Origin of the sequence: Streptomyces sp. NPDC047014 (genome assembly GCF_040644195.1) — a bacterium.
Taxonomy (GTDB): domain Bacteria; phylum Actinomycetota; class Actinomycetes; order Streptomycetales; family Streptomycetaceae; genus Streptomyces.
This window is the reverse complement of the sequence record NZ_JBEYVX010000021.1, coordinates 48,798-64,439: the sequence shown is the minus strand read 5'-3', so window position 1 is coordinate 64,439 and position 15,642 is coordinate 48,798. Positions and strand designations below refer to the sequence as shown.

The 15,642-nt window shown below is 71.4% G+C and carries 15 protein-coding genes; 14 read left to right on the top strand and 1 reads right to left on the bottom strand.

The window, feature by feature from the left end:
* The first annotated feature begins 73 nt into the window (after positions 1–73).
* The 14 genes from ABZ873_RS15205 (at position 74) to ABZ873_RS15140 (ending at position 13,454) form a co-directional block, all read left to right on the top strand.
* Positions 74–697 (top strand): DUF3631 domain-containing protein, encoded by a 624-nt coding sequence (locus ABZ873_RS15205; protein WP_360870837.1) that lies wholly within the window; start codon positions 74–76, stop codon positions 695–697.
* The gene (locus ABZ873_RS15200; RefSeq protein ID WP_360870834.1) at positions 694–1,368 is read left to right on the top strand and encodes a hypothetical protein; all 675 of its coding nucleotides are present in this window, start codon (positions 694–696) and stop codon (positions 1,366–1,368) included. The genes ABZ873_RS15205 and ABZ873_RS15200 overlap by 4 nt, the downstream gene beginning before the upstream one ends.
* Before the next feature lie 55 nt (positions 1,369–1,423).
* The gene (locus ABZ873_RS15195) at positions 1,424–2,131 is read left to right on the top strand and encodes a hypothetical protein (RefSeq protein ID WP_360870831.1); all 708 of its coding nucleotides are present in this window, start codon (positions 1,424–1,426) and stop codon (positions 2,129–2,131) included.
* A gap of 472 nt (positions 2,132–2,603) precedes the next feature.
* On the top strand, positions 2,604–3,047 hold the full coding sequence (locus tag ABZ873_RS15190) for a hypothetical protein (RefSeq protein WP_360870828.1): 444 nt from the start codon (positions 2,604–2,606) through the stop codon (positions 3,045–3,047).
* 440 nt (positions 3,048–3,487) lie between these two features.
* Entirely contained in the window at positions 3,488–3,913 is a 426-nt protein-coding gene (locus tag ABZ873_RS15185; protein ID WP_360870825.1) for a hypothetical protein, read from the top strand.
* A gap of 45 nt (positions 3,914–3,958) precedes the next feature.
* Positions 3,959–4,831 carry a helix-turn-helix domain-containing protein gene (locus ABZ873_RS15180; protein WP_360870822.1) on the top strand — a complete coding sequence of 291 codons (873 nt, stop codon included), beginning with the start codon at positions 3,959–3,961 and terminating at the stop codon, positions 4,829–4,831.
* 143 nt (positions 4,832–4,974) lie between these two features.
* On the top strand, positions 4,975–6,228 hold the full coding sequence (locus ABZ873_RS15175) for an MFS transporter (protein ID WP_360870819.1): 1,254 nt from the start codon (positions 4,975–4,977) through the stop codon (positions 6,226–6,228).
* Positions 6,225–6,647, top strand: coding sequence for a hypothetical protein (locus ABZ873_RS15170; RefSeq protein ID WP_360870816.1), 423 nt, complete (start codon positions 6,225–6,227; stop codon positions 6,645–6,647). Before ABZ873_RS15175 ends, ABZ873_RS15170 begins: the two co-directional genes overlap by 4 nt.
* 28 nt (positions 6,648–6,675) lie before the next feature.
* Positions 6,676–7,938: an MFS transporter gene (locus ABZ873_RS15165; RefSeq protein ID WP_360870813.1), complete on the top strand. Its 1,263-nt coding sequence runs from the start codon at positions 6,676–6,678 to the stop codon at positions 7,936–7,938.
* Positions 7,939–7,973: 35 nt separating this feature from the next.
* Positions 7,974–9,170: a hypothetical protein gene (locus ABZ873_RS15160; RefSeq protein ID WP_360870810.1), complete on the top strand. Its 1,197-nt coding sequence runs from the start codon at positions 7,974–7,976 to the stop codon at positions 9,168–9,170.
* A gap of 65 nt (positions 9,171–9,235) precedes the next feature.
* Positions 9,236–10,045: a DUF317 domain-containing protein gene (locus ABZ873_RS15155; RefSeq protein WP_360870807.1), complete on the top strand. Its 810-nt coding sequence runs from the start codon at positions 9,236–9,238 to the stop codon at positions 10,043–10,045.
* Positions 10,046–10,065: 20 nt separating this feature from the next.
* Positions 10,066–10,542: a hypothetical protein gene (locus tag ABZ873_RS15150; RefSeq protein ID WP_360870804.1), complete on the top strand. Its 477-nt coding sequence runs from the start codon at positions 10,066–10,068 to the stop codon at positions 10,540–10,542.
* A 90-nt stretch (positions 10,543–10,632) separates the two neighbouring features.
* Positions 10,633–12,321, top strand: coding sequence for a SpaA isopeptide-forming pilin-related protein (locus ABZ873_RS15145; RefSeq protein WP_360870801.1), 1,689 nt, complete (start codon positions 10,633–10,635; stop codon positions 12,319–12,321).
* An 80-nt stretch (positions 12,322–12,401) separates the two neighbouring features.
* A complete protein-coding gene (locus ABZ873_RS15140) occupies positions 12,402–13,454 on the top strand; it encodes a SpaA isopeptide-forming pilin-related protein (protein ID WP_360870798.1) in 1,053 nt (350 codons plus the stop codon).
* A gap of 830 nt (positions 13,455–14,284) precedes the next feature.
* Here ABZ873_RS15140 and ABZ873_RS15135 read toward each other — a convergent pair.
* Positions 14,285–15,631, bottom strand: a complete 1,347-nt coding sequence (locus tag ABZ873_RS15135; protein ID WP_360870795.1) for a pyridoxal-dependent decarboxylase — start codon at positions 15,629–15,631, stop codon at positions 14,285–14,287.
* Between the last annotated feature and the right edge of the window lie 11 nt (positions 15,632–15,642).

Genomic DNA, 15,642 nt, shown 5'->3' with positions numbered 1-15,642 from the left:
CGCCGGTATTCCCGCTGCCCGGACCGCCTGCGCCTGCCCGCGTCACCATGACTTCCCCGAAGGGTCCTTCGCGATGACCAGCCTCGCCGCCCACTCCTCCCTCCTGCTCCAGGCCCTGATGACGACCCTTCTTGAGTCCCGCCCGGTTCCGCACCCGCGCCACCAGGCTCTGCTGGATGCTCACGAACGCCATCTGGAGGTGGAAGCAGAGCTGAGCGCCTGGGCCGGCCGACGGCCCACCACCCCCGGCGCCCAGGATCGGGAACTCGACGACCTGAGCAAACTGCTCGTTGAGCACGCCAAGGTGGGCCGGCAGGTCGCGCAGCTCCTGAGCGCCGAGAACTGTTGCCCTCCCCGCGCCGACCCCGAGCAACCGCCTCGCCCCACCGGCAACCCGGCCGCTGCCTCTACCGCCCCATGCATCCTGGCGGCCTGCCTGCACGCCTTCGCCCGCCACGGCAGCCCGGACGCGGTGTGCTCCGCCGACCTCGTCGCGGAGCTGCGCACCCTGCCCGGCATCGCCGAGGGCCGCTGGCCCTACGCCGAGCTCACCCAGACGCGCCTGGCCACCCTGCTTCGCCCCTTCGAAGTGGCCAGCCGCGACATCACCCACAGCGATGGCCGGCGCCGCAAGTCCTACCGCCGCTCAGCCCTGCTGGCCGCCATCCCGGCCGACTGCGACTGCCGGCAGTCGTGACCGCCCGCGAATCCTCGGCAACCGCCATTGACGCCGCCATCGAGAAGGTCGTCGGCGACCTGACCGTCCTGCACCACGACCACCGGAGCGGACTGCTTCCGCCCGAGCGAGCCGCGCTCGCCGCCGTCCACCGGGAACTGGCGATCGCCGAAGCCGCGGTCACCTACCACCGCAACGTCCTCAAGCGTCTGTGCTCCGGCGGCTACCCCGTAGATACCCCGCTCCTGGACCGCATGCGCCGGACCCTGCACGAACTCGCCCAGGCCACAGCCTTCCGCGACCGGCTGCACGAGGGCGCCGCCGCAGCCCTGGAAGCAGTCAAGGCCGCCGTTTCGGCCCCCGCCCCCGCTGACCAAGACCTGACACCCCGCGACTTCGCCGCGCTCCTCTCGCTCGCAGGCGGCGGCACGATGCGCGAGAACCTTCACACCCACCGGATCTCAGTCCGCACCGTTCAGGGCCGCCTCATCGAGCTTCCGGCTTTCCAACGCCTGGAAGCCCATGGGCTGCTCATCCGAGACACCTCCCGGAGCCTGACCCTCGGCCAGCCGGTCACCCTGACCGACATCGGCAGGACTGCGTTGCTCGGTACCCGTCGCACCCCCGCGGCGATCAGCCCTGTGCCCTCCCGGCCGCCCGGAGCATGGCCGGCACCAGCCCGTCAGCACTGACCGCACGGTGCCTGCGGTACGTCCTCTCCCGCCTGCAGAAAGCAGCCCGCCCCACGTGTCCCTCCCCGAACCCGACTACGAAACCGACGGTTTCGAGCCCGCTGACGACGAGCACGAGCAGCACCACGACCATCTGGCCATCTCGTCCTTGAAGGTGCTCGGCGAGCACCGCACGGACGCCGACAGCTACTTCGTACTCTTCGACGAGGGCGCCACCTGGGGTATTCCGGGAAGCCCGCAGCTCCGCGCCGTTCACATCTCCCGGGACCTGAGCGCCCGGACCTTCGAGGTCGACTCCAAGCACCTCCCGCTGTACGCGATGGCGCAGTCGTACCTGATAGCCCGTGGCTGCCCCTCCGACGCGCTCAGTCCGCCGGAGGGGGTGCACGACCCCGCCGACGACATGACCCGGGCCCTGGAAGCACGTGTCCGCGGCGACGGCGACGGCTTCGCCCTGCTGGCCAGCTACACCGCCGACATGCGTGAACCTGTGGAGACGGTCGTGATGCTGCGGTGCCTTGACCCTCAGGCGGTGTCGGAGTTCCGGATCCTGCTGGAGCGGTTCGACTGGAACTCCAACACCCACATCCTGCGGGAAGGCGGGTTCGAGACGTACGACGCCGCGGTGGATTGGTGGGAAGCATGGTCGGACGAGGAGGCCCCGGAGCTGCCGCCGCCGGCTCCGACTGCGCGCCGCAGCGCGGTCCGTACCGCCCCAACCACACCCGTACCGCAGGGGTCCCGACGGCCACATGGCCGCTGAACACGATCTCCGCTCGACCCTGTTTCGGCGCATCGGCGGCGCGCAATATAGCGGCCAAGTACCGGTTTCGGAAACCGGGGATTCTACGGACCCTTGCAACACCGACCCGCTGAGGGCGGTCACTTCCTCTTGTTCTGCCTGGTCTGGAGCCATCTGCTGTGTGCTACACACCCGCGTCCATCACCGCCACCGTCCTGCGCGGCACCCCGTCCAGCGTCGCTCCCGTTCGGTTTGGCCGGCTGAGCCGGTGCTCGCCGTTGCCGTCCACGCCCGCGCCGACGGCGACTCCACGGCCGTGGGTGTGCTGCGGCGCAGAAGGCCGTTCACAGCATCGGTGACCGGCGGCGACTGGCGGCACGTCGTCCGCCTCGGGCGTCACCGACGGGGTCGATGACCGCGACCTCCGCCTGGATGACGGCCTCCGCCTGAACTGACCCGCTCACCCGTTTCCCCTCCCAGGAGCCCCCTTTTCGTGTCCGACAACCCCGACGACTTCGATGGTGACGTGCTCGGCCTGTTCGCCGACCGAATCGAGGCCCAGTTCGGCCTCCCCATGAGCGACCTGACCCAGGCTGTCCACGCCGCACCTCAGGCCCATCCCGGCGCTACCCAGGCGGTCCGGTGGTACGGGATGCTCTCCCAGGCTCAGCGGGTGCTGGAGAGGGCCGAGGACACCTTGGTCGCGGCGCTGGAGGCAGCGGTGGGGGATCAGCTGGACGACCCGGTGATGGAGCTGGCACACAGGGTGAACCGCGCTGTTGCCACCCGCGACGGCCGGGCCATCACGCTCCGGTTCCTCCTGCAGGCCCCTGCCGAGACGGTACACATCCAGCAGCGCTTCGGGCCCAGGGTGACGACCACTCTGCCCACCCCCGTTCCGGCGCAGCCCGCGCAGATCCGAGGCGGTACGCGATGAGTGACGGACGCCGGACCAGCAGCCAGGACGCCCGCCTGGAAGGCGTGTTCGGCGGGCCGCTGAACGAGCTCCACGAGCGGGCGGTCCGTTCCAGAGCCTCGCCCGCGCTGGTACGGGCCCTGGAGCTGCGTGTCTTCCTCGCTCTGGCCGAGGCGCAGGTCGTAAGGGTCCGTGACCGCGTTCACGCGGCAATGGCCCCCGACGCAGAGCTGGACTCCTTGAGCTCTGACGCGTTGCGGTTCGACGCAGAGTGGCTGGAGGCGGCGCTGGCAGCGCGCAGCGGCTACCGAACTGCCCTGGACACGCTGCTTGCGGCGATGCCACCACCAGCAGTCCGCCCGCTCGCCGCCCCGGCTGCCGTTCGGCCGACAGCCGTGAGCAGCAAGCTCCCGCCGGCACACGTCGGAGCCGGAGACGTAGTGGCAGTTCGGAGAGGCTGAGTGCCCGATCCGTACGCTGCCTCCCGCACGGCGGGCGAGCGGATCGAAGCGCTCTACGGCCGCCCGGTCGCCGAACTCGCGGCGGACGCCGTGCCCGGCAGCATGCGCCACGCCTTGCTCAACAGCTTCGACGCCCTGCAACACGCCGACCGCGCCGTCGCCTTCCACGCCGAGCAGCTTCACCGGCTGACTCACCCCGACCGCACGATCGCATCCGTGGACGTCGGCCACATCGGCGACGCCACCCGCCGCCTGGCCCACGCGGTCACCGTCCGCGACTCCCACGCCCAGGTCCTCGGCGACGTGCTGAACAGCCTGGCCCGCGTCCCCGACGTGGCGCTCCATGCATCCGCTGCGCCCCAGACCCCTGCCGTCGCTCCGGCGCCACATCCGGTCGCGCCCCCCGAGCCCGCCCGCTCGCGCTGACCCGTTCATTCCTCTCGACCATCCCGCCCGTCTGGAGTTCCCGCCTTGGCTGCTGCCCGCCTGCCCTCGACCGATCTGCCCGCGACCGACCTGCCCCGCGTTGCCGAGGCGCTGGAGATGATCGCGCCGCGCTGGAGCGTGTGGGTCCTTATGACACTGGCCTCCCAGCCCGGCCCGCTGCGCTACACCAAGCTCAAGGAGCACCTGCCGTGGCTCGCGGACGGCCAGCTCCACCCCCGGCTGCGGGCCCTGTCCGAGGCCGGACTCGTCGACCGCACCGCCCAGACCCGCCTGCACGTCACCTACGGCCTGACTGCCCGCGGCCGCGAACTGATGCCGTCCCTGACCGCCCTGGCCAACTGGGGAGACGCGCACCTGGAGAAGAACCTCGTCCTCAACCGCGTGACCGGGAAGGCCGAACCGGAGCGGATCCCGGCCGCGCAGAACGCCGAGGACACCCTCACCGTGATCGGCCACCGGCACGCCACCGTGCTGCTGTGGACCCTCAAGTCCCGCGGGACCACGACCATGGCCGCTCTCTCCGCCGAAGCGATGGCCGACCGCGGCCCCAGCGCGGTCTACTCTCCGATTCGCCGGCTCATCGACGACGGCATCGTCTCCATCTCCCGCGATGATGTCGCCTCCCTGCAGCTGACCGCACCGGGCCGGGCCCTCGCCCCGGTCTACCTGGCCCTTTCGACGTGGGCCACCGCCCGACCGCTCCCGGACGCCGAGACCCACCCCGTATGGGGCACGCCCCGTATTCCGGCCGCCGCCCGTTCCGGGCAGTGGGCAGGCCACCAGGCCCGAAAGACCAGCCAGGCCGTCGCCGTGCGCCAGCCGCCTGCCCCCGCCCCGGTTACCGCCTGGCGGGTCGGCGAACTGTTCTCCGCAGCCACCACCGGACCGAGCCGGTGAACCTCCAACGCATCCTGCGACCTTCCGGCCACCCGCCGCCGTACCCCTTCCGTTCCCAGCACCCCGGTGCTGAGCCCTGATGGAAAGCCCACCCGTTGACCGCTCGATCGACCGCGACCGCCGCCACGGCCACGTACGGGGCGGTGCTGGGCAGCCAGTACGTGGTTCGCCTGCTGGGTGGCACCCTGATCGGGCGTCTGCCCAACGCCATGGTCCCCGTCAGCATCGTCTTGTGGATCACCGCAGGCGGTAAGTCGCTGGCCTTCGCCGGGCTCCTCGCCGCGATCTACGGGCTGGCTTCGGGCCTATCTCAGCCGGTCAAGGGCCGCCTGATGGACAAGTACGGCCAGACCCGCGTCTCCGTTCCGGCCGTCCTGCTCAACGCCTTTTGCTTGGTGGCGCTGCCGTGGATCGGGGTGGACGGCCAGCCGGCGGCCGTGACTGCAGTTGTCGGGTTCGCGGGGCTGGTCACCCCGCCACTGGAGGCCGGCCTCCGTGCGCTGTGGCCCACGGTGCTGGCCGACGCAGGGAGCCGCCGCCTCGTGCAGGCCCTGGACACCGGTTCCCAAGGGCTTCTCTACATCGTGGGTCCCCTCCTCGCCTCCTGGCTGGCGACCGCGCATACCCCCGACATCGCCCTGTGGGCCACCGCGGCCCTCGGGCTCCTGGGGTCGGCCATCGTCCTGAGCGCCGGCCCCTCCCGGTACTGGTGCCCGGCCGCAGAGGAGCCTGCGGGCAGCGGACCACTGATCAGCACGGGCCTGGTCCTGCTGTTCACCGCACTGGCGGCGACCGGGTTCGCGCTCGGCGCGATGAACGTCTGGGCCGCGCACATGGCCGCCACACACCAGATGACCACGCTCTCCGGGATGCTGCCGGCCGCGTTCTCCACCGGCAGCTTCCTGGGCGGCATCGTCTACGCCCGCAGGACGTGGCCCGGCACCACAACCACTCAACTGATCACGACCAGCGCGCTGTTCCTTCTCGGCTGGCTGCCCCTGCTGGCCGATCCCGGCCCGCGGGCGGCCATCGTCCTCGCCGTGATACCGGGGCTGGTCCTCACCTTGATCATTACCAACGGCTTCCACACGGTGGATGCCCTGGCCCCTGCCTCCCGTACCACCGAGGCGTATGCCTGGCTGATTCTGGCCGTCGGCACGGGACAGGCTGCTGGCACCGCCCTGGCCGGAGCCCTCTCGGACAGCCCGCAGATCCTCGTCGGCCTGCCTGCAGCGGGAGCCGCCACTGCGCTGACCCTGCTGATCATCGCTCGCCCCAAGCTCGGCGCCGGCCGACGCCTGGGACGCCACCGGCGCCCGCGCCGTTCGTCCATATCCGCATCAGCCCAGAGAGATTTACGCATGTTCGCTGCTCCTGCCGATAGTGCGCGCCGATGACGACCAATACGCGCAGTGGCTCCGGGGGCCCGGGCGAAAGTCTGGTCAGAGATCTCCTGGGTGTCTTCCCGTCGACGGCCTCCATGCCCGCGCAGGCGGCGACCCTGGCCGGTCTGATTCAGGAGAGCGCCTACCGGCTCGATGACATCCAAGAGCAGCTACAAGAACGCGCCACCCAAGCCATCGACCAGTTGCGGAACATCGCCGTGGGCCGCGATCGCTACCGGCGCGGCTCAACCGACGGCGTCCTGCAGCTCACCGGACTACAAGTGGACATGCTCGCCGCCCGGAGGGGTGACGCCGTGCGCCACCTGACCGCACTGTGTGCCGCGTACCAGGCCGTGACCCGACCGGCCGCACCCGCTGTCCCGATCGCTTCACCGCCTTCGCCTTACCCGCGGCCGGCCCCCCGCCGCTGAATGCAGCAGCGTCCCACCTCCCGGAAACATGATGCCTCCCAAGCACGCCGCCCTACGGCCACCCACCGGCCGACACGTCCGTGTCCCCGCATTCGGGCCCGTGCGCGGTGTCTACGTCCCGCGGACGGCCGATGCCGGCGCCTTCGCGATGAGTACGTACGGCATCCCGCTGCTCGTCCTGGCCGTCACCGACTCGGCCACCCTGACGGGCATCGCCTTCACTCTGGAATGGGTGCCCCGCCTCGGCGCGTTCGCCCTGGCCGGCGCCGCCGTGGACCGCGTGGGCAGCACCCGGGTTCTGCGCATCGCCTCGATCCTGCGCGCGCTCGTCGTCCTGGCCGCCGCGCTCGTGCTCCCCGCCGTCGACGGCGCCACCGCCATCGCCACGGTCATGCTGCTCGCCGCGTCGACCGGCGTCCTCACGGAGTTCTCCTATATCGCGGCCGAGACCGCGGGCGGCGCGGCGAGCCGGGACGCCGGAGGCCAGGCACACCGTGTCCAGGCCGTCCTCCTGGGCATCGACCAGGGCGCCACGCTGGCCGGCCCGGCCCTGGCCGGAGTCCTGCTGCAGTACACCGGTGCCACCGGCATGCTCCTGACCATCGCTGTCTGCTCGGTTCTCGGCGCAGCCCTGGCCCCCCGCCAGCGCCCCGCCTGGCCCCACGAAGCGCCGATTCCCGTCGCCCACGGACTGCGGATCGGCTGGCGTTGCCTGCGTTCGCTGCCCGCGCTGGGCTGGCTGTGCGTCGGTCTCGTCCTGTCGAACACCGCGATCGGCCTCGTCCAGGCCGCCGGCCCCGTACTGGTCATCCAGCGGCTCGGCGGTACCAGCAGCCAGGTCGGCCTCGTCTGGTCGGCCGCCGCCGTCGCCTCCCTGCTCATGGTCGCCCTTGCCCGGTTCGCGATCGACCGGGCCGGTCTGTGGCCGGTCGGCGCCAGCGCAGCCGCACTCGCCTCCCTCGCCTGCCTGGCCCTGGCCGTCGCCGACACCTACGCCGCCTTTCTGGTCCTGGTGGCCCTTCTGATGGCCGGCGAGGCGGGCATGACCGTGGTGCTGCGCACCCTGCGCGCCCATCTCGTGCCGGAAAAGGTCTTCGGCAGCACCCTGAGCCTGATCATCCTGCTGCTGCTTGCGCCCTTCCCCCTGGCCGGAGCCGTGGTCGCGCTCACCCCGCCCGACCTGCTCGGTCACGCCATCACCGCGTGCGCCGTCCTGCAGGCCGTCGGCCTTGCCGTGTCCTTCGCGAAACTCCGCACCCATCCGGCCACCCGCCGCCCGCTCCCCGCCTGATCGCCCCAACCACCAACCTTGCGAAAGGGACGAGCATGCTTGCGTCCTCCGACGCCGCCCAGCCGCAGAACCGCCTCCGCCTGCGCGAGGTCGCCGACCTCGACGACACGGAGTTCTCCGACTACGTGCAGGACCGCTTCAACCAGTTGGTCACGGCCGCGATAGCCGACGCCGCCGGCTACCTCCGCCCCGTCCAGCACGACCTCCTCCACGCTCCGCACCGCGTTCACGACCTGCGCGACGCGCTCACCTTCGCCGAGGGCGACCTGCAGCTCGCCGGCGAGCGGATGTCCTACCGCCGCGACCCGCGCGCCGCCCACACCTCCCGCCGGCTCCGGCAGGTACGCACCGCTCTTCACCAGGTCCACCGGGAAACCGCAGCCCTGAGCCGGGCCGAGAACCGCAGGCACGACGCTGCCGCGGGGAGGGGAGCCACCGACACGGCCACCACCGCCCGCAGCTGGCTCGCCCACGCCTACCACGCCCGCTTCGCCCAGCTGCTCACCCAGGCCCAGACCGCCGTCGGTCTTCCCGTACGCCCGCTCGCCAAGGACATCTTCGACACGATCGAGGAAGGCTGGGCCGACGGCCATCTCACCGCGCCCAGCACCCCGGATGTGGAGCGGCTGCTGGCCAGGGGAGTCGTGGCCTTCCGCAGCGCCGTTGCCGACGACGCCCGTGACCAGAACGACCGCGTCCCCGCGCTGCGCCACCCCCTGCTGCAGCGGCGCTGGAACATGGCACTGGACGAACTCGCCGCCCTGACCGTGCCGGTGGCCCGCGCCTCCAGCGCCTCCGCCCTCGGGGCCCTGCCCAGCGACTTCTCCCACCTGCCCGAACCGGACGCCTTCAAGATTCTCAACGCCCGCCGGTTCCTGGTCGCCATCAGGCAGCGCCGGGCCGAACACACCGGCCTGATCAACCAGTACGCGGGGATTGTCACCGGCCAGCGCCGAGTCGCTCCTGACCACGACCTGCGATCCCAGGCCCTGGACACGGCCCTCGACCGCCTCGTCGCCGAGCACCCGGCCGCCGCCACCCTCGCCCTGGCCCGGCTCCGACCGTACGCCACCGCCGACGGCAGGCTCGAGGAAGACGTCTTCACCCCAGCCCTTCGCGCCCAGGTCAAGCGCGAAGTCCTTGCCGACCTGGCCGTGATCCGCAGGCCGGACGTCGTCTTGCCCGCCACGATCGTGCCCCGCCCGGTCCTCGCCGCCCCCGCTGCCCGCTGACCGCTACCCCTTCCGCCCTGGAGACGGCCTTGCCCGCACACGCCCCCCGAGCCACCGCCACTCCCGTGGACGGCGACGTTTACGTCACGCCTCGATACCTCGCCGGAACACCCGGCCACGGCGATCCCGGCTTTGCGCCCGTTGCACACTGGCCCCACCACCACCTGGACGAGGGCCCGCATCAGCTCGTCGTAACCAGCCCGGACCACCGCATCCGCATCGGCTGGGCAGGAGACGACTACGACCTGTGGACCATCAGCGCCGCGCCGGACGCCGTCTCCGGACCGGCGTGGACCGCGATCGTCAACGAGAGCACCCCGCCGGAGCTCGTCGCGGCCCTGACTACCGCCCTCGCCAAGGACTGGGCCGACGGCCAGGACCGCTTCCTCGCGGCTCCGTCGGCGTACTGGGCCGACAGCGTGAAACCGCTGGTCGCGGCTGGCTGGAAGCGTACGGGCGCCGAGCTCGGCACCATGGAGCTGGCTGCCGCGGACCGCAACGCGGGGGTATACATCAACTGTTCGCGCCGCGACCTGGAGGACGGGACGCAGCTGTGGGCCGGCCCGCCGGGCCGAGGCACCCGCGCGGAGATCACCTTCAGTAGCCGTACGCCCTCCCACCTCATCGCCGCCACAGCGGCGGCCTTCACTGATCCGACCCCTGCGGCCCGCTGGCGAGAGAGTCTTCACCCCCAGCTCGCCGCTCTCGCTCAGCTCGCGCCCGTGGTACCGCCCCGCCCGGCGGTGCCCACCCCCCGAGACCTCCGCCCCCGCCTCGGAGTCCGCCCGCCCGTCCCGGTCACCGGCATTCCGCGCTGGAGCACCGCCACCACCCCGTCCGCCGCCCTGCCCGCGCGCCCCGCCGCACGGCGCTGACCGGCCAACGAGGCAGTCCTGTGCCCCTGTTCACCGAGCAGCTGTTCGCCGACCACCTCGCGCTGCCCTACTCCGAGGCCGCTGTCGTCGGCGATGCCTACTACGCCGCGCCCGTCCCCGACCTCCCGCTGCTGCTGCGCATCGACTTCGCACCCACGATCCGCTCCGGGCACTACGACGGGCTGCGCCTGCAGGTCGTACACAGGGAACACGGGCGGCTCGACACCGCCGTGCTGTCCTTCGCCGATTACGGCGCCTTCGAGGTCCGAGATCGGCGGCACGGCAGAGCCCCCGCCCATGACGGGTACGGAACGTTCACCGACTGGAACCACAGCGAGTACGCGCCCTGGGTCGGCATCGACGTCACCCGGCTGCGAACCGCGATCGGCCATTACGTCCGCCTGTGGATCCCCGGCGCCCCGCCGGTACATACCCGACCGCCCCTTCTTATGTCTGCGGCCCCCCGACCCCGGACCTCCCCTGCCCGGAAGCGGTAGGTGGCCCCCGGTCGGCCGCCGCCCTGGCATCCGCCGACGCACCAGCGTCCGCACCCTCATTCCCTTCACCGACAGGACCTCTTCCCCCATATGCGCCCCCGCCCCGCCCGCCCCGCGCACCTGGCCGTCGCCGTTGCCGCGCTCGCCACCAGCACCCTGCTGCCCGCGCAGGCCATCGCCGCTCCAGACGCCCCTGCCGTACTGGGCCCCGGCTACGCGATCCCTGACTCCGAGGGGCACGCGGCCTCCAGCCACATCGGCGCTTACGGCCCTCCCGGCCCGGCCGTCCACGGTGACACTGAGACCTACTGCGCCGACCCCGGGCGCAAGGGCCCGGCCGACGCCGGAGGCTACGGCGACCCGCAGCCGGTTCCGTCCTGGACGTCTTCGGTGACCGGGAAGTCCGTCGCCAAGGAGAACCTGGCGGAGGCCGCCTACGTGATCGGTAAGTACGGGCAGACCCGCGACAGTGCCCAGGCCGCCGCGGTTGATGCCGTGGTGTACGAGTACCTGGCCGGCGGCACATACGCCCTCGACGGCGAGCGCGGCAAGCAGCGCCTGGCGTACCCGGTCGTCTCCCCGGCCGCCCGCACCCTCGCCCAGGGCTATGTCGCCGAGGCCAAGAAGCTCACTGGCCCCTACACCCTCCAGATCACGCCGTCGGTGAAGAACACCACTGCCGGGACGAAGGTCACCGTCGCGGTCAAGGTCACCACCGCCGCCGGCACCCCGGTCCCCAAGGTTGCCGTCACGCTCGCAGAGTCGGGCTCAGGCACCGCCTCCGGCAAGGTCACCACCAACGACAACGGCGCGGGCTCCTGGGAGTTCACCGCCGAGGAGCCCGGGACCGCCAGCGTCACCGCGACGGCCGAGGGGCTGCCGGCCATCGGGCTGCAGGTTCTCATGCCCAAGAACCCGGCTGCCCAGCGGATGCTGCTCGCCGGGGGCACCACCAGCGTCAAAGACTCCGCCGCCATCACCGTCGGCGAAGCCACGGGCGGCGTGACGATCCGCAAGAAGGACCCCGAAGGTACCCGCCTGGTCGGCGCCGCGTTCGAGCTCCTGGACTCCGGCGGTAAGCAGGTCGCCGCGGGCAAGACGGATGAACAGGGCAGCCTCGTCTTCGACAAGCTCCCCGCTGGAACCTACCGGCTTCGGGAGACCTCCTCCGGCAGCCCCGTTCACGACCTTGTCCCCGAGCAAGCCATCACGATCACCGCCGGACGCACCGCCAAGGCCAACCCCCTCGACCTCGTCGACCCGTTCAAGAAGGCCCGCCTGTCGGTGAAAAAGACCGACAAGAACACAGGCAAGACCCTGCCCGGCGCGGTCATCGCTATCCACGCCGACGAAACGGACAAGGCCGGCAAGCACACCCCCGGCAAGGTGATCACCAGCCTCACCACCGGGGCCGACGGCACTGCGACCGTCCCCCTCGACGTCACGCTCAAGGCAGGCACCCGCTACTGGGCAGGCGAGACCAAGGCACCCGACGGTTACAAGCTCGACGCCACCCCGGTCACGTTTACCGCCCGGCCCGGCGCCGACGTCACCGTAACCCTCGCCGACCAGCCCGCCGCGCCCACGTCGCCGAGCCCGAACACCCCGCCCGCGACACCCCCGGCCATCACCACCCCGCCGACGACGCCGCCCGGATCCCTCGCCCACACCGGTGCCGCCACCACCTGGCTGGCCGGCGGAGCCACCGCCCTGCTCGTCGCAGGAGGCGGCCTCTACCTGATCAACCGCCGCCGCCGTACAGGCGACGCGCCCAGCTGACCCCTCGCGCTGACGGGGCCCGCTTTCGGAGCCCGCGCCACACCGTCCCGCACCGCACGATCCCGCCCGGAGCACCCCTCATGAAGCACCGCCCCCTACTGTTCACCGCGCTCGCTCTGACCGCTTCCACCGTCCTGACCAGCTCGGCCACCAGTGCCACCGCAGCCCCCTCCCCGTCCGCCGAAGCCCCCAAGGAGCAGGGCGCCCCGGCGTCGGCGGACAAGGCTGAACTGCGCATCGTCAAGACGGACCCCGAAGGTCAGCCCGCCCCCGGAGCCGCCTTCCGGCTGCTCGACTCTGCGGGCAAGACGCTCGCCGAGGGCAAGACCGCCTCCGACGGCAACCTCGCCTTTTCCGATCTCGCCCCCGGCGTCGTACGTCTCAAGGAGACCTTCTCCGGCAGCCCCCTGCTGGGTACTGTCCCGGACCAGGACGTCGTCGGCGCCCCGGGCGAGCCCAAGGTCCTGGCGATCACCGACCCGTACAAGTCCGCCGGCCTCACCCTCAAAGTCACCGACAAGGCCACCGGGAAGGGCCTGCCCGGCGCCATCGTCAACATCGCCCCGAAGGACGCCAAGGACGGCAAGGGCGCCTTCACTCTCACCACCGGCCCGGACGGCACCGCCAAGGCCCCTCTCCCGGTCGGCAAGAAGACCGGCAGCGCCTACACAGCCACCGAAACCAAGGCCCCGGGCGGCTACCGCCTGGAGACCACCCCGGCGGAGATCACGGCCAAGCCCGGCGCCGAGACCACCGTGGTCCTGACCAACACGACCACTGCCAGCCCCACAGAGGAACCGACCGGAAGGCCGACGACCAAGCCCACCGGCGACCCCACCATCCAGCCCACGCCGACCACCTCGTCAACGGCGATCACTGGGGAGCCCGCCGATACGCCGTCCTCTTCCAGCAGCCCGGACATCGCCGCCGGGACCCCTACCTCCACCCCACCCGACGCCGAGCCCGATGGCTCCCTCGCCCACACCGGCGCCGACAGTAAGAACGGGTGGCTCCTGGCGATCGGCGGCATTCTTCTCGCCACCGGAGGTGGCGCCGTCTACGCCGCACGTCGCCGTAAGAACGACGACGGCGAGACCGGCACCGGCCAGCACCGGCGCACCGACGACAACTGACCTCACCACCACCGGCCCCGGGAACCAGCCAGGTTCCCGGGGCCGACTGCATTTCGGCCCTGTGGCTGGTGCGGTGCGTCAACGACGTTCGCGTGGGCGGCACGAGGTGTGCACATGTAGGGTCCCGTCGTTTGTGGCATAGCGCAGCACGTTGACCAGCAAGTCTCTGGGTCTCGCAGTGCGGGTCGACGTCCTGTGTCTCAAATCCGTGGCACTTCCTCAGGGCAGCGCTGGGAGATGTCGGTGTGCAGCTTTCCCACGTCAATCGCGTCACCAAGTACGACCCTGCATATCACGACGATCGCGGGCACTAGAGCTGGATCGTGACCTTCTGAACATATGGGTCGTTGTGAGGGTGGCGCATGCATTGGTGCCGGACCCCCACGTCGGGCCGGTGCAGTCCGCGGCCCCCGATTCCGCGCTCTGGCGTAGGGACCGCGTCACCTTCCCGGCATGCGAAGGTCTCGATCTCCCCGGGCAGTCGGGGCCTTCGTGCTGCCGGGTGCCGTTGCCAGCACCTCCAGCCGATTGATGGACCGGTGGCTGCCGGACTGGCGGGCCCAACCATGGTGTGCCGGTCCGGCAGGCCCGGGAGCATGGGCGCCGTACGGCACCGGCGCGGGTGCCGGTGGAGCCCGTGTCCGCACCGCGTGGTCAGCGCCCGGGTCAGAGGGAGCGGCGAGCGAGGACGGTCCAATTCTTCATCGGACCGGCCGGGTACGGGTCGCCCTGCCTTCTGTCATCGTGCGGCGAGTGCGGTGAAGATTCACTCCAGCGCCGGAAGGTCGCATCTGATCGCAGCAGGTGATCGCAGCGGTCCACTGCCGGTCTCAGGCCATGGTGCTCACTATCTCCTCGACCACGTCAAGTGTGGTCTCCGGGTGCAGGAAGGCGAAGCGGGCGACGGTCTCGCCCTCCCAGCCGGTCGGCGCGACGAAGGCGGTCTGGCCAGCGAGGAGGCGGGCGGACCATTCCGCGTAGTCCTCGGCGGTCCAGCCGATCCGGCGGAAGAGCACGACGGACAGCTCGGGTTCGCGGATGAGCTCGAGGTACGGGGTGTTCCTGATGAGCGTGGCGGTGCCGCGGGCGAGGGTCAGTGCATGCTCGATGGCCTCGGTGTAGGCGCGGGTGCCGTGGACGGCGAGGGAGAACCACAGGGGGAGGCCGCGGGCGCGGCGGCTGAGGTGGTGGGCGTAGTCGCTGGGGTCCCACTGGGCATTGTCGTCGGTGTGCAGGGCGTCGAGGTAGGAGGCGTCCTGGGTGTGGGCCGCTCTGGCCAGGTGCGGCTCGCGGTAGAGGAGGGCGGCGCAGTCGAAGGGGGCGAACAGCCACTTGTGGGGGTCGATGACGAGAGAGTCGGCGTGCTCGATGCCCCGATAGCGGTCCCGGACGCTCGGGGCGAGGAGGCCGGCGCCCCCGTACGCGCCGTCGACATGGAGCCACAGGCCGAAGTCACGTGCCACGGAGGCGATTCCCGCGAGGTCGTCGATGATCCCAGCGTTGGTCGTACCGGCGGTGGCCGCCACCCCGATGACGTCGGACGGGTCAGCGTCGGCGAGGAGCGCGGCGCGCAGCGCGGAGCCGGTCAGGCGGTGGTCCACGGTCGGCACCTCGAAGGGCTCGACGCCGATGATGCGCAAGGCGTTGCCGATGGACGAATGGGCCTGGTCGGACACGGCGAACCGGACACGGTCGTACGGGCCGAGGCCCCGACGGCGCCGCGCCGTGTCGCGCGCGGTGACCAGGGCGGAGAGGTTCCCGGCCGAGCCGCCCGAGACGAAGCACCCGCCGGCCCCGGCCGGCATCCCGGCGAGATCCGCGAGCAGGCGCAGCACCTGGTTCTCGGCGGCGATGGGACCGGAAGCGAGAAGCCACGAGACGCCCTGGATCGACGAGCACGAGACGAGCATGTCGAAGAGGACGGCGGCCTGCGTGGGAGCGGCGGGGACGAACGACAGGAAGCGGGGGCTGTCGACCGCGATCACTGTAGGCGCCAGCTGCTCGGTCCACAGCTGCAACACCTCCGCCGGATCGTTTCCCTCGGGTCCGATCAGCCGCGCCAGGACGCCGTCGAGTTTGTCCCCCTCTCCCGGGTGGTTGAGCACGGGCCGGTTCAGGAGGCGGTCGCGCAGGGAAGCGACGACGAGGTCGGTGAGGGCGGGGTCGTACGTGTGCATGGTGGACCTTT